Annotated in this window: 11 protein-coding genes and 1 riboswitch; of the genes, 9 read left to right on the top strand and 2 right to left on the bottom strand. The window is 69.1% G+C overall.

The genetic code is table 11. The features are described 5' to 3' along the window. Window positions 1-67 precede the first annotated feature (67 nt). A riboswitch (ZMP/ZTP riboswitch) is annotated at window positions 68-184 on the top strand. A gap of 135 nt (window positions 185-319) precedes the next feature. From glyA to AC56KL_RS17150, 9 genes are all read left to right on the top strand, one after another. After that, window positions 320-1,567 carry a serine hydroxymethyltransferase gene (gene glyA, locus AC56KL_RS17190; protein ID WP_497181383.1) on the top strand — a complete coding sequence of 416 codons (1,248 nt, stop codon included), beginning with the start codon at window positions 320-322 and terminating at the stop codon, window positions 1,565-1,567. 61 nt (window positions 1,568-1,628) lie between these two features. After that, window positions 1,629-2,087 carry a transcriptional regulator NrdR gene (gene nrdR / locus AC56KL_RS17185; protein WP_497181382.1) on the top strand — a complete coding sequence of 153 codons (459 nt, stop codon included), beginning with the start codon at window positions 1,629-1,631 and terminating at the stop codon, window positions 2,085-2,087. A 158-nt stretch (window positions 2,088-2,245) separates the two neighbouring features. Further along, on the top strand, window positions 2,246-2,758 hold the full coding sequence (pilV, locus tag AC56KL_RS17180; protein WP_497181381.1) for a type IV pilus modification protein PilV: 513 nt from the start codon (window positions 2,246-2,248) through the stop codon (window positions 2,756-2,758). A 32-nt stretch (window positions 2,759-2,790) separates the two neighbouring features. After that, window positions 2,791-3,702: a PilW family protein gene (locus AC56KL_RS17175; protein ID WP_497181380.1), complete on the top strand. Its 912-nt coding sequence runs from the start codon at window positions 2,791-2,793 to the stop codon at window positions 3,700-3,702. Then, the gene (locus tag AC56KL_RS17170; RefSeq protein WP_497181379.1) at window positions 3,699-4,550 is read left to right on the top strand and encodes a pilus assembly PilX family protein; all 852 of its coding nucleotides are present in this window, start codon (window positions 3,699-3,701) and stop codon (window positions 4,548-4,550) included. Before AC56KL_RS17175 ends, AC56KL_RS17170 begins: the two co-directional genes overlap by 4 nt. Then, window positions 4,547-5,020: a type IV pilin protein gene (locus tag AC56KL_RS17165; protein WP_497181378.1), complete on the top strand. Its 474-nt coding sequence runs from the start codon at window positions 4,547-4,549 to the stop codon at window positions 5,018-5,020. The genes AC56KL_RS17170 and AC56KL_RS17165 overlap by 4 nt, the downstream gene beginning before the upstream one ends. Beyond that, window positions 5,017-5,592 carry a GspH/FimT family pseudopilin gene (locus tag AC56KL_RS17160; protein ID WP_497181377.1) on the top strand — a complete coding sequence of 192 codons (576 nt, stop codon included), beginning with the start codon at window positions 5,017-5,019 and terminating at the stop codon, window positions 5,590-5,592. Before AC56KL_RS17165 ends, AC56KL_RS17160 begins: the two co-directional genes overlap by 4 nt. An 88-nt stretch (window positions 5,593-5,680) precedes the next feature. After that, window positions 5,681-6,775, top strand: a complete 1,095-nt coding sequence (ribD, locus tag AC56KL_RS17155) for a bifunctional diaminohydroxyphosphoribosylaminopyrimidine deaminase/5-amino-6-(5-phosphoribosylamino)uracil reductase RibD (RefSeq protein ID WP_497181459.1) — start codon at window positions 5,681-5,683, stop codon at window positions 6,773-6,775. Window positions 6,776-6,780: 5 nt separating this feature from the next. Next, a complete protein-coding gene (locus AC56KL_RS17150) occupies window positions 6,781-7,407 on the top strand; it encodes a riboflavin synthase (RefSeq protein WP_497181376.1) in 627 nt (208 codons plus the stop codon). Window positions 7,408-7,429: 22 nt separating this feature from the next. On the opposite strand, the gene AC56KL_RS17145 is transcribed toward AC56KL_RS17150, so the two are convergent. Both AC56KL_RS17145 and AC56KL_RS17140 read right to left on the bottom strand, forming a co-directional pair. Beyond that, a complete protein-coding gene (locus AC56KL_RS17145; protein WP_497181375.1) occupies window positions 7,430-10,321 on the bottom strand; it encodes a M16 family metallopeptidase in 2,892 nt (963 codons plus the stop codon). 77 nt (window positions 10,322-10,398) lie between these two features. After that, a complete protein-coding gene (locus tag AC56KL_RS17140) occupies window positions 10,399-13,074 on the bottom strand; it encodes a two-component system response regulator (protein WP_497181374.1) in 2,676 nt (891 codons plus the stop codon). Between the last annotated feature and the right edge of the window lie 6 nt (window positions 13,075-13,080).

Below are 13,080 nucleotides of genomic sequence, written 5' to 3'. Positions count from 1 at the left end.
AGGCTTGCAAGGAAGACAGCAGTTTCCTTGCCCTAAGGGGCATGGATCACATACAATCGAACGAATTTATGTCTCACGTAACTGGCGAAAGCCCATGCGTCCACGCCGATGTCGGCCGCATGGCAAAGGTGGGCACCCACCGGGGAACGTGAGATGTCACCCGCCGTTCGCCTGGGCAGCCATCAACTGGCATGTGTGAGTCGCGCCGCCGATGCGGAGCCGATCGGGCTGTTCCATACGCCCGCCGGCCCCCGGAGCGCCGGACCGGCCCGTCCCGACGCTGCCCGTTGCCTGGTATTTCTCTCGATTGGAGTTTTACATGTTTGCAAAAGACCATACGCTCGCCAATATCGACCCGGAACTGTGGGATGCCATCCAGAAGGAGAACGTTCGCCAGCAGGATCACATCGAACTGATCGCTTCCGAAAACTACACGTCGCCGGCCGTGATGGAAGCGCAGGGCTCGCAGCTCACCAATAAATACGCCGAAGGCTATCCGGGCAAGCGCTACTATGGCGGCTGCGAATACGTCGACGTCGCCGAGCAGCTGGCGATCGACCGCCTCAAGCAGCTGTTCGGCGCCGAAGCCGCCAACGTGCAGCCGAATTCGGGCTCGCAGGCCAACCAGGGCGTGTTCTTCGCCATGCTCAAGCCCGGCGACACCATCATGGGCATGTCGCTGGCCGAAGGCGGCCACCTGACCCACGGCATGGCGCTGAACATGTCGGGTAAATGGTTCAACGTCGTCTCCTACGGCCTGACCGAGCAGGAAGACATCGACTACGACGCCATGGAAGCCCTGGCGCGCGAGCACAAGCCGAAGATGATCATCGCCGGCGCATCGGCCTTCGCCCTGCGCATCGACTTCGAACGCTTTGCCCGCATCGCCAAGGAAGTCGGCGCCTATTTCATGGTCGACATGGCCCACTATGCCGGCCTGATCGCCGCAGGCGAATACCCGAACCCGGTGCCGCACGCCGACTTCGTCACCTCGACCACCCACAAATCGCTGCGCGGCCCGCGCGGCGGCATCATCCTCATGAAGGCCGAGTACGAAAAGCAGATCAATTCCGCGATCTTCCCGGGCATCCAGGGCGGTCCGCTGATGCACGTGATCGCTGGCAAGGCCGTCGCCTTCAAGGAAGCGCTGTCGCCGGAATTCAAGGAATACCAGAAGCAGGTGGTCAAGAATGCCGCCGCCCTGGCCAACACCCTGACCGAGCGCGGCCTGCGCATCGTCTCGGGCCGTACCGAATCGCACGTGATGCTGGTCGACCTGCGCGCCAAGGGCCTGACCGGCAAGGAAGCGGAAGCGATCCTGGGCCAGGCACACATGACCTGCAACAAGAACGGCATCCCGAACGACCCGCAGAAGCCCTTCGTCACCTCGGGCATCCGCCTGGGCAGCCCGGCCTTCACCACCCGCGGCTTCAAGGAAGAAGACGCGGTCAAGGTGGGGCACCTGATCGCCGACGTGCTGGACAACCCGCACGACGCCGCGACCATCGAGCGCGTCAAGGCGGAAGTGAAGCAGCTGACCGACAAGTACCCGGTCTACGCGAAGTAAGCAACCCGGGGCCGCGCGCTGTTATGCATGCCGCGGCCCTTTCAGGAAGCATCCCGGCGCCATGAAATGTCCGTTCTGCCAGCATGAAGATACCCAGGTCCTCGACACCCGCGTGTCCGAGGAAGGGGACGCCATCCGCCGGCGCCGGCGCTGCGCGAAGTGCGACAAGCGCTTCACCACCTACGAGCGCATCGAGCTGTCGATGCCGATCATCGTCAAGAAGAACGGCAGCCGCACCGAGTTCGCGTCCTCCAAGCTGCGCGGCAGCCTGATGCTGGCCTTGCGCAAGCGCCCGGTCGCCGCCGAAGCCATCGATACGGCCGTGGCCACCATCGAGGAAAAGCTCCTGACCAGCGGCCGCCGCGAGGTCGACACCGGCTACGTCGGCGAGCTGGTGATGCAGGAACTCAAGCGCCTCGACAAGATCGCCTACATCCGCTTCGCCTCCGTCTACAAGAATTTCGAAGACCTGGCCGAATTCCAGGACGCGCTGGCCGAAGTGGGCCATCCGCGCAAGTGAGGCGCGCGGCAAGTGCCATGCATCCAGCCTTGCAGTTCCCCAGCCACGATTGAGCCGGCTCACGGCTGAGCCGTGCACGCCTGATAACTTTGCAGCTCGCCATGGCGGGCCACCAGATTCCGGCGCCGCCGTTAGTTCAAGCTGACGCGGGAGGTCACGTGCGGGGGCAAGGTTTTACGCTGGTCGAGGTGCTGGTAGCGCTTTTCGTGCTGGCAGTGGGCATCGCCGCCGCTGGCGCGACGCAGCTGAGCGCCGAGCGCACCCGCCAGCAGGCGGCCTTGCGGTCCGAAGCGGCCCAGCTGGCGGCGTCGCTGGCAGCGCGCATGGAGGTCAATCTCGCCATGGCGGCGCTGCCCGACGCCGCCAATCCCTACCTTGCACTGTCCTACGATGCGGCCGACGGGCCGCCCGCCGCCCCGCTGAGCTGCTTCGGCAGCACGGCCTGCACGCCGATGCAGCTGGCCGCATTCGACCTGCACGAAGTGCGCCAGGCGGTCCACGATCATTTTCCGAGCGGACGCATCGTTGTCTGCCGCGATGGCTCGCCCTGGGACGGCGCAAGCAAACGCTATCGCTGGAGCTGCGACGGCGACGCCGGCGCGCTGCCGGTCATCAAGCTGGCCTGGCAGGGCACGGGCGATGCGCCCGGCTATGTGGGACTGGCCCGATGAGCCGCAGTGCGCCGTGTTTCCGAGAACAGGGCATGACTGTGGCCGAGCTGCTGGTGGCCATGACAGTCGGCCTGGGCGTGCTGCTGGCCGCGGCCAGCCTGTTCATCTGGGCCAACCGGGCTTTTGCCGGCCAGGTGGAGACGGCCGCGATGGACGATGCCGGCCGCTATGCGCTGGAGGCGCTCGCCCGCGCGGTGCGGCAAGCGGCCGCGGCCGACTGGGAAACCGACAGCGGCGGCCCCGATCCCGCGGCGCCGGCAAGGCTGGCCGGCCTCGATGCGCACAGTGTCAGCCAGGCCGGATTCGGCATCGACAAGCCATTGCCCGGCGCCGTCAACGGCAGCGACGTGCTGGCGGTGCGCTTCCCGGGCGCCGGTGCGCCCCCAGGCGGCGACGGCACCACGCTCGACTGCGCCGGCTTCGGCGTGCACCGCGACGAGGAAGGATGGAGCATCTTCTACGTGGCCCGCAACGCCCAGGGCGACGCCGAGCTGCGCTGCAAGTACCGCGGCGCCAGCAACTGGTCGGCGGACGCCGTGGTGGGCGCGGTTGACGGCTTCCAGGTGCTCTATGGACTCGACGGCGACGGCGACGGCGCGCCGGAGCGCTACGTGAACGCCACGGCGCTGCGCAGCCTGGACGCGGGCCTGGTGCTGGACGGCGCCACGCCGGCCGAGCGCGAGGCCGACCTGCGGCGCCGCACCCACTGGAAGAAGGTGGCAAGCGTGCGCGTGGCCCTGCTGCTGCACGGCCCGGCCAGCCGGCTCGCGTCGGCGCGCGCTGCCGTCCATGACCTGTTCGGCAAGGACTACGCCGACCTGGCGGGCGGCGAGGATCCCGGCACGCGCCTGTTTGAAGCCAGCCTGTCCGGCCAGGACGCGCCGCGCTACCGCAAGGTGTTCGGCGCCACCATCGCGCTGCCGGCGCGCCTGAACCTGCCATGAGCCCATCCACGTCCCGGCCGCGGTACGTCAACCGGCGGAGTGGCCGCCAGCGCGGTGTCGCGCTGCTCACGGCGCTGCTCCTGATGCTGGCGATCCTGATGACCAGTATCGCGGCGGCGCGCTCGGCGCTCAGCGGGTCGCGCGCGGCCGGCCACGAACGCGACCGCCTGCTGGCCCTGCACGGGGCGATGGCGGCCCTGGCCGACGCCGAGCACGATATCGAGGGCGGCCAGGACCCTGCATCGGCGCGCGCGGCGGCGCTGGCAAGCGGCAGCGCGGACGCCTTTGCCGCCGCTTGCGGGGGCGGTGCGCCCTACGACGGCCTGTGCGCCCATGCGCCGGACGCCGGCGACATCTACGCCGCCCTGGCGGACGAGTCGGGGCCGGCGGTAACGTTCGGCAGCTTCACCGGCGCGCGCATTCCGTCGGGCGAGGGCGCGCTGGGCGCGCTGGCGCCGCGCTATCTCATCGAACGCATGCCTGCCGCCGCTGGCACTCTGCTCTACCGGGTGACGGCGCTGGGTTTCGGCAGCGCGCCCGGCACGCAAGTGGCGCTGCAGGCGTACTACCGCAAGCTGATCGCCGCGGGCACGCCGCCGGGGCCGGGGCAGGAGCCCGGCGGCGAGCTCGGCCAGCAGGAGCCGCCGGGGACGGCGCCCGGGAACGTTCCCGCGCCGGACGAAGGACCGGGCGCCGGGAGTGGCGCCGGGACCGGCACCGGGCGGCAGCCTGCACCCGGCACGCCGGGCAGCCCGGGCGGTCCCGGCCTGCGCGTGGGATGGCGCGAGATCGGCAACTGGCACGAGACCGTGGCGGCGGCCGCGGGCGGGGCGGGAGGAGGGGCATGATGCGGGCCGTGCTGCGGGCCGGGATGCGGCGCACGCCTGGGTTCACGCTCGTCGAGACGCTGGTCGTGCTGGCAATCGTCGGCATCCTGGCGGCCGTCGCCTATCCGGGCTACGCGCGCCATGGCGTCAAGCTGCGCCGCGTGGAGGCGCAGCTGGCGCTGATCGACGCCATGCAGCGCCAGGAACAGTACCGCGCCCAGCACCATACCTATGTCGCGTTCTCGTCCACGCCCGGCGCGGACGATGGCGATTTCCGCTGGTGGCTCGGCTCGCGTCCGGAATCCAGCGCCTACGAACTCGACGGCTACGCCTGCGCCGGACAGGACATCAGCCAGTGCGTGGAGCTGCGCGCCCGCCCGGGGACGGACAAGGTCGATGCGCGCTTTTCCGATCCCGACTGCGGCGTGCTCACCTTCGACAGCACCGGGGCGCAAGGCGCGAGCGGCGCCGGGACGCGTTGCTGGCCATGAGACGGATGATTAGCGCGCCAGGCAGGCGGAACACGGGAGCCACGCTGACCGAGCTCGCCGTCGTCCTGGGCATTGCCGCCATCGCCTTCGCGGTGGCGGCGCCCGACCTGCACGCCCTGGTCGCCACCCAGCAGCTCAAGGCCACGTCCAGCGAGCTGCTGGACGCCATCGCCCACACCCGCGCACAGGCGATCGCGCGCAACGAGCGGGTCAAGCTGATGCCGCGCGATCCGCTCGGCGCCGACTGGACCGGGGGCTGGACCGTGTTCATCGACCGCGACGGCGACCGCCGGCCGGGTGCCGGCGACGAGGTGCTGGCCGTGCATGGGCCGCTGCCGCCGGGACTGCAGGTCGACTTTTCCTTCACCGCGTCTGCGCCGCCCCAGTACATCGCCTACAATGGCGCCGGGCGCAGCTGCAGCGACACGAACGGCAACGCATCCCGGCTCGGTACCCTGTCGCTGTTCCACGGCGGACAGGTCCGGCGTATTAAAATCAACATGCTCGGACGCATCCGGCTGTGCAATCCGGCGCGCGACGAGGGCTGCGGCGGCGCCCAGGCGCCGCCCTAGCAGGGACAGGAAACCCACAGCGGAACGGACTACCTTGACACACGACGGCACGAAGATCGACGAGCTGATCCACGACGATGGCGCGGGCATGGCCCTGGCCCTGGCATGGGCGGCCAAAGGCACCTATATCACTGCGCCCAACCCGCGTATCGGCTGCGTGATCGTGCGCGACGGCGTCGTCATCGGCGCCGGCCACACCCAGCCCGCCGGGCAGGCGCACGCCGAGATCCAGGCCTTGCGCGACGCCCAGGCACGCGGCCAGGACGTGCGCGGCGCCACCGCCTACGTCACACTGGAGCCGTGCAGCCACTACGGACGCACGCCGCCGTGCTCGAACGCACTGGTGCAGGCCGGCCTGGGGCGCGTGGTGGCTGCCATGACCGACCCCAACCCGCTGGTCGCCGGGCGCGGCCTGGCCCAGCTGCAGGCGGCCGGCATCGCCGTCACTGCGGGCGTGCTGGCCGACCAGGCCTACGAGCTGAACATCGGATTCTTTTCGCGCATGCGGCGCGGCCTGCCATGGGTACGCCTGAAGGTGGCGGCCAGCCTGGACGGCGCCACCGCGCTGGCCGGCGGCGAGAGCCAGTGGATCACCGGGCCGGCCGCGCGCGCCGACGGCCACGCCTGGCGCGCCCGCGCCCAGGCGATCGTGACCGGCATCGGCACGGTCAAGGCCGACGATCCGCAGCTGACCGTGCGCGGCGTCGACACGCCCCTGCCGCCGCGCCGCGTGATCGTCGACAGCCGCCTCGAGATCGACCCCGGCGCCCGCATCCTGCAGGGCGACCCCTGCTGGATCGTGGCCGCAGCCGAGGACCCGGCAAAGGCGGCCCGCTTGCGCGCCGCCGGCCATGAAGTCATCCTTCTCCCGAATCCCGCCGGCAAGGTCGACCTGCCGGCCCTGGTGCGCGAGCTCGGCCGGCGCGAGATCAACGAAGTACACGTGGAAGCCGGGTCGAAACTGAATGCGTCGATGCTGCGCGAAGGCTGCGTCGACGAACTGCTGGTCTACCTCGCTCCGAGCCTGGTCGGACCGGGGCAGGGCATGTTCGACCTGCCGCCGCTGGCGCGGCTTGGCGAGCAGCGCCGGCTGCGCTTCCACGACGTGGCGCGCGTCGGCGACGACCTGCGCATCCTGGCCAGGTTCGTGGACAGGGAATCCAACATCACTACTGAGGAATAAGTCGTATGTTTACTGGAATCGTCGCCGCCGTCGGCAACATCACATCGGTCACGCCCCTGGTGGGCGGTTCGTTCGCGGGCGTGCGCCTGGAAGTCGACGCCGGCCCGCTGCCGCTGGCCGACGTGGCGCTGGGCGACTCGATCGCCATCAACGGGGCCTGCATGACCGTGGTCGCCAAGACCGGGCGCAGCTTCGCCGTGGACGTCTCGCGCGAGAGCCTGAGCAAGACCGTCGGGCTGGACGGGCCGGGCGAAGTCAACCTGGAAAAGGCCCTGACCCTGGCCGAGCGCCTGGGCGGCCACCTGGTGTCCGGCCACGTGGATGGACTGGGCACGGTGCACAGCTTCGAGCCGGTGGGCGAGTCGCGCGAACTGGTGATCGACGCGCCATGGGAACTGGCGAAGTTCCTGGCCTACAAGGGCTCGATCGTCGTCAACGGTGTGTCGTTGACGGTGAACCGCGTCGAAGACATTGTGGTCGAAGCCGGCAAGCTCTGCCGCTTCTCGATCAACCTGATTCCGCACACGATCGAGGTCACGACCCTCAAGCACCTGGAGGCCGGCTCGCAGGTGAACCTGGAGATCGACCTGATTGCGCGCTACGTCGAGCGCATGCTGTCCGCCAAAGGCTGAGTAATGTGATCTTGCCCCGTGCTCAACCGCCGGGCGCCGCAGTCCCGGCCGTGGACGCCGCCACTGTCGTCGCCGTCGCCACTTCCGGATTGAGCACCACCTGCACGTAGTTCTGGTCGTTGAAATAGCGCCGCGCCGCAGTGCGGATGTCGTCCGCCTTCAACCCCTGCACCTGCTTCTCGACCTCGAGGATCGAGCCCGGATCGGTCCCTTCGCTCAGCGCCGTCTGCAGGTGCCCGAGCCAGTAGCCATTCTCGCGCAGCGAGCTGCGGTGGTTCTGGATCCAGTTGTTCTTCACCTTTTCCAGGTCGGCTGCCTCCGGTCCCTGGGCCTGCAGGCGCCGGATTTCCTCGAAGGTCGCGGCGATCACCTTGTCCACGTGTTCCGGCCCGGTCGGCAGGGTCACGCCGATCGAGTAGTTTCCGTAGGGGATCTTGCTCAGCACGCCGGAAGCGCCGCCCCCGTAGATCAGGGCCATTTTCTCGCGCAGCACGTCGATGATGCGCAGGTTCACCACCTCGAGCAGGGCCGACAGGCGCAACTGCTCTGCTTCGGTAAACTCGGCCGGGCCGGTAAAGGTGAGCGAGATCGTGCTCTTCGGTTCGGAACCGCTCTTTACCTCGCGCTTGACCACGCCCTCGGTGGGGCGCAGGCCGACGTCGCGAAAAGCCACCGTCAGTTCCGGCGTGGGCAGGCTGCCGAGGTAGGAGGCCAGCAGCGGCTTGATCGCGGCCGCATCGAAACTGCCGACCAGGATGAAGGTCAGGTCGCGCGCGCTGGAGAAGCGCTGGCGGAAGATCTCGATGCTGCGGTCGAGGTCGATCTGTTCGTATTCCTCGGCCTTGAGCGTGCGCGGTGCGCGCGGGTGATTGTTGTAGAGCGCGGCCATCACGGCGTCGCCGAAGCGCGCGCCCGGCTGCGCAGTCTGGTTGCGCGCCTGTTCGGCCTGCTTGCCGACGTAGGAACGGAACAGGTCTTCGTCGCGCCGCACGCCGTGGAACTTGAGCCAGGTGAGCTGCAGCATGGTCTCGATGTCGGTCGCGCCCGAGGCGCCCACCACCACGTCGGTGTAGTTGGCCAGGCCCACGCTCACCTGGGCCGCCTTGCCCGCCAGGATCTTGCGCATGTCGAGGGGGGTGAAGTCGCGCACGCCCATGCTGGCCACGATCGCGTTGGCAAAGCGCGCATTCAGGATGTCCTGGTCGCCGAACAGGCTCTGGCCGCCGAAGCGGGCGGCGCTCATCATCACCTGGTCGTTGCGGAAGTCGGTCGGCTTGAGGATCACCTTGACGCCGTTCGACAGGGTCAGGCGGGTCAGGCCCAGCGCCTTGTCCTGCGATTCGGCTATGATCGCGCCGGGCTTGGCCGGGCGTTCCATCAGGCGCGCGGCCAGGGTTTTCTCGTCGCGCGGACGCAACTCGGCGCGTCCTGCCGCAGCCACGGTCGCCAGCAGCTGCTCGCCGCGTGGGGTCTCGGGCCGGGTCACGCCCGTGTACAGCACCAGCTTGCCGGATTCGAGCGGGATGGTGCGGCGCGCGTAGGCGTTGATCTCGTCGAGCGTGATGCCGGGCACCAGTTCCCTGACGTAGCGGTATTCGGTGTCGATACCGGGGATCGCTTCCTGCTGCAGGAAGTTGCGGATGTACTCGGCGGCGTAGGTGGCCGAATCGCTCTTGGCGCGCTCGTTCCAGGCCTGCTCGTAGTTGCGCATCAGGTTTTTCTTGACCCGCTCGAGTTCCTGCGCGCTGAAGCCGAAGCGGCGCGCGCGTTCGTTTTCCTCGACCAGGGCGGTGAGGGCGGCGTCCGCGCCGCGCGGGCCGAGCGCGGCCGACGCGTTGTACGAGCGGTAGCGCGGGGTCAGCTTGCCGAGCGAGCTGCTGGCGCCCATGAAGGGCGGCTCGGGCAGCTGGGCCAGTTCCTGCAGGCGCTGGTTGAGCATGGTGGAGAACAGCGACTGCACCAGGTCGTCGCGGTAGGCGCGGATGGTGCCGGCCTCGGTCACCGGCTGCACCGGGTAGCGGATCAGGACCGCGTTGCCGGTCGCTTCCGCATCCTGGACGACCAGTGCCTCGGTGGCCTGGCGCGCCGGGATTTCCGCGTACGCGCGCGGACGGGCCGGCTGCGGGTTCTTCAGGCGGGCGAAATGGGCTTTCACCAGGGCTTCGGCGCGCGCCGGATCGATGTCGCCCACCACCACCACGGCCATCAGGTCGGGGCGGTACCAGTCGCGGTAAAAGCGGGTCAAGGCTTCGGGCTTGAAGTTGCGCAGCACCTCTTCGGTGCCGATCGGCAGGCGTTCGGCGTATTTCGAGCCGTTGAAGATCGCCGGCATGATCTGCTTGCCCATGCGGTCCGAGGCGCCTTTGCCCAGGCGCAGTTCTTCCAGCACGATGCCGCGCTCCTTCTCAATGTCCTCGGGGTCGAAGCGTAGGCCGTGGGCCCAGTCTTCCAGCACCTGGAAGGCCTTGTCGACGTGCTCCTGCTTGTCGGTCGGGATCGGCAGGATGTAGACGGTTTCGTCGAACGAGGTATAGGCGTTCAGGTCGGCGCCGTAGCCGACGCCGATCGTCTGGAGGTAGGACACCAGCTCATGCTTGCGGAAATTGGTCGAACCATTGAAGGCCATGTGCTCCACGAAGTGGGCCAGGCCGCGCTGGTCCTCGTCTTCGAGGATCGAGCCGGCCTTCACCACCAGGCGCAGCTCGAGCTTGCGCTCGGGGCGGGCATTGCGCTGGATGTAGTAGGTGAGACCGTTGGCGAGCTTGCCCACCTTGACCTGCGGGCCGACCGGAATGGGCGCGTCCAGGCGCAGCCGTGCGGCGTTCGCGGCGGGTGCGGGTGCAGCCGCCTGGGCCAGTGCTTGCACGCACAACACGGCGGCGAGGCAAAGGCCGCGTACGAAATTGTTGCTCATCTATATCCAATTCTGTGGACGAGCACGCATTCTACCGCGCGTACTCGAGCGCACTGTTGCGCCAACTGCAAGCGTGCTCACCGGGCCACCCGTCCCCTGGCCAGCAGCTGGGCCATCTCGTGGGCAGGCAGCGGGCGGCTGTACAGGTAGCCCTGCATCACGTCGCATCCGATCAGGCCCAGGAAATCGCGCTGGCCGGCCGTTTCCACGCCTTCTGCCACCACCGACAACGACAGGCCCTGGGCCAGTGCGATGGTGGCCTGGGCGATGGCGGCGCTGCGCTGCTCGACCGTGATGTTGCGGACAAAGCTCTGGTCGATCTTGAGCTTGTCGAGGGGGAAGCGCGACAGGTAGCCGAGCGAGGCGTAGCCGGTGCCGAAGTCGTCCAGGGACAGCGACACGCCCATGGCGCGCAGCTCGGCCATCTGCGCCTCGGCCGCGGCGCTGTCGCCCAGCATCACGCTTTCGGTCAGCTCCACCTCCAGGTAGCGCGGCGCCAGGCCGCTGTCGACCAGCGCGCGGCGCACCGTCTCGCTCACCGATCCCGCCTTGAACTGGTCGGCCGAGACGTTGACGGCCACCCGCACCGGGGGCAGGCCGGCGTTTTGCCAGGCCTTGTTCTGGAAGCAGGCGGTGCGGATCACCCACTCGCCGATCGGATGGATCAGGCCGGTATCCTCGGCAAGCGGGATGAAGTCGGCCGGCGACACGGTCCCGATTTCTTCGCTGCGCCAGCGCAGCAGCGCTTCCATGCCGACCACGCTGCCGTCGATGCGCGAGACCTGGGGCTGGTAGTGCAGCGCCAGTTCATCGCGCTCGATGGCGCGGCGCAGGCGCGTCTCCAGGGCCAGCCAGCGCAGCGCCTGCGCGTTCATCTCGCCCTTGAAGAAGCGGAATCCGTTGCGTCCCGAGCCTTTCATTTCGGTCAGCGCGGCGTCGGCCGCCTTGAGCAGGTCGCCCGGCGCATTGCCGTCGCGCGGGAAGATGCTGATGCCGACGCTGCCGGTGACCACCACGTCGTGCCCGCCCACCGAATGCGGCCGGGCAATGGCGTCGATCAGGCGGCGCGCGGCCAGGATGATGTCTTCGTTGTCGTGGCAGTTGGTGAGCAGCAGCACGAATTCGTCGCCGGACAGGCGCGCCACGGTATCGGCCGGCCCGGCGATGTCGCCGGCGCGGCGTGCGATTTCGCGCAGCACCGCGTCGCCCGCCGCATGGCCCAGGCTGTCGTTGATGCGCGACAGGCGGTCGACGTTGAACAGCAGCAGCGCAAGCTGGCCGTCGCCCAGGCGCGCGGCCGCCATGGCCTGCTGCAGGCGGTCGTTGAACAGCGAGCGGTTCGGCAGCAGGGTGAGGGCGTCGTGGTTCGAGAGGAAGTCGAGCTGGTGGTGGGCGGCTTTCAGCGCCGACAGGTCGCTCGACACCGAGACGAAGGCGGTCAGCTTGCCGGCCTCGTCGCGCACGGCGCTGATGCTGAGGCGCTCGGGATAGACTTCGCCGTTCTTGCGGCGGTTCCAGATTTCGCCGCGCCACTGGTCTTCGCGTTCCAGGCAGTGCCACATGTCGCGGTAGAAACCGGCGTCGTGGCGACCCGAGCGCAGCAGGCTCGGGCTCCGGCCCAGCACTTCCGATTCGCGGTAGCCGGTGATCTGCTCGAAGGCGGGATTGACCGCGACGATCCTGGCCTCGGCATCGGTCATCAGGATGCCTTCCTGGGTGCTGTCGAACACCTGGCGCGCCAGCTCGAGCCGGTGTTCGCTCTCGCGCAGGGCGGCGTCGGCATCGGCGCGCGCCAGCGCTTCGCGCTCCAGCTGGGCGGCGTGGCGCTGGACCACCTCGTACAGGTTCAGGTTCTCGTAGGCCACCGCCAGCTGGGCGGCGAGCGCCGTGGCCCAGCGTTCTTCTTCGTCGGTGAAGGCGGCGGCGCCCGGGCGGCGCGCGCAGTACAGCCAGCCGTGCGGATGCTGCAGGTCGTGTACTTGCAGGCCGAGGAAACTGCCCATCGGCGGGTGGCAGGACGGCATGCCGCCCAGCAGGGAATCGCCCTGCGCCAGGCGCAGCGGCGCGCGGGCGCGCAGCAGCATGCCGGGCAGCCGGTCCTCGTCCAGTGCATGCGAGGCCAGTAGGCCGGGCGAGAGCGACCAGGTGTCGAGGTGGCGCAGCTTGCGCTCGTCGCGCCCCAGCAGGCACAGGGCGGCGCAGTCCGCGTGCAGCACGCGGCGCGCGGCATCGAGGAAAGAGGCGGCCAGGGTCTCGACGCGGCGCTCGCCGATCAGGGACAGGCACATGCGTTCCAGTTCGGCCAGGCGCGCGCCCAGGTCGAAGGGCAGGGCGCGGTCGTTTTCCGGTGTCGGCGGCGGCAGGGCGGGTGGCGGAGCGCCGCCCGCTACGCCCAGTTCCGCGCGGATGGCGTCGAGGATCTGGTGGGGGGCGGCCGGCTTGGGCAGGACGGTAGCCACGCCGCAGCGCGCCGCCATCGCCTGGGTCTCGCGCTCGGCGTACACGGCCGAAAAGAAGATCACGCGGACGGCGCGCAGGTCGGCATCGCAGCGGATTTGCTGAACCAGCTCGTAACCGTCCATGACGGGCATCAGGAGGTCGGTGACGATCAGGTCGGGACGCTGCGCGCGCGCCATGGCCAGCGCCTGGGCGCCATCCTCCGACTCGAGCAGGCGGTGCCCCGTATGGCCGAGCAGCGCCACCAGGTAGGCGCGGTTGCTCTGCCTGTCGTCGACGATCAGGATGGTGGCCATCAATGC

This window comes from Telluria sp. ZB4P34 (genome assembly GCF_059686055.1).
This window is presented reverse-complemented; position numbering and strand designations above follow the sequence as displayed.

Excerpts from the sequence above, each read along its gene's own strand:
- glyA (WP_497181383.1), top strand. The coding sequence starts at position 320 with ATGTTTGCAAAAGACCATACGCTCGCCAATATCGACCCGGAACTGTGG.
- nrdR (WP_497181382.1), top strand. The coding sequence starts at position 1,629 with ATGAAATGTCCGTTCTGCCAGCATGAAGATACCCAGGTCCTCGACACC.
- AC56KL_RS17175 (WP_497181380.1), top strand. The coding sequence starts at position 2,791 with ATGACTGTGGCCGAGCTGCTGGTGGCCATGACAGTCGGCCTGGGCGTG.
- AC56KL_RS17170 (WP_497181379.1), top strand. The coding sequence starts at position 3,699 with ATGAGCCCATCCACGTCCCGGCCGCGGTACGTCAACCGGCGGAGTGGC.
- AC56KL_RS17165 (WP_497181378.1), top strand. The coding sequence starts at position 4,547 with ATGATGCGGGCCGTGCTGCGGGCCGGGATGCGGCGCACGCCTGGGTTC.
- AC56KL_RS17160 (WP_497181377.1), top strand. The coding sequence starts at position 5,017 with ATGAGACGGATGATTAGCGCGCCAGGCAGGCGGAACACGGGAGCCACG.
- ribD (WP_497181459.1), top strand. The coding sequence starts at position 5,681 with ATGGCCCTGGCCCTGGCATGGGCGGCCAAAGGCACCTATATCACTGCG.
- AC56KL_RS17150 (WP_497181376.1), top strand. The coding sequence starts at position 6,781 with ATGTTTACTGGAATCGTCGCCGCCGTCGGCAACATCACATCGGTCACG.
- AC56KL_RS17145 (WP_497181375.1), bottom strand. The coding sequence starts at position 10,321 with ATGAGCAACAATTTCGTACGCGGCCTTTGCCTCGCCGCCGTGTTGTGC.
- AC56KL_RS17140 (WP_497181374.1), bottom strand. The coding sequence starts at position 13,074 with ATGGCCACCATCCTGATCGTCGACGACAGGCAGAGCAACCGCGCCTAC.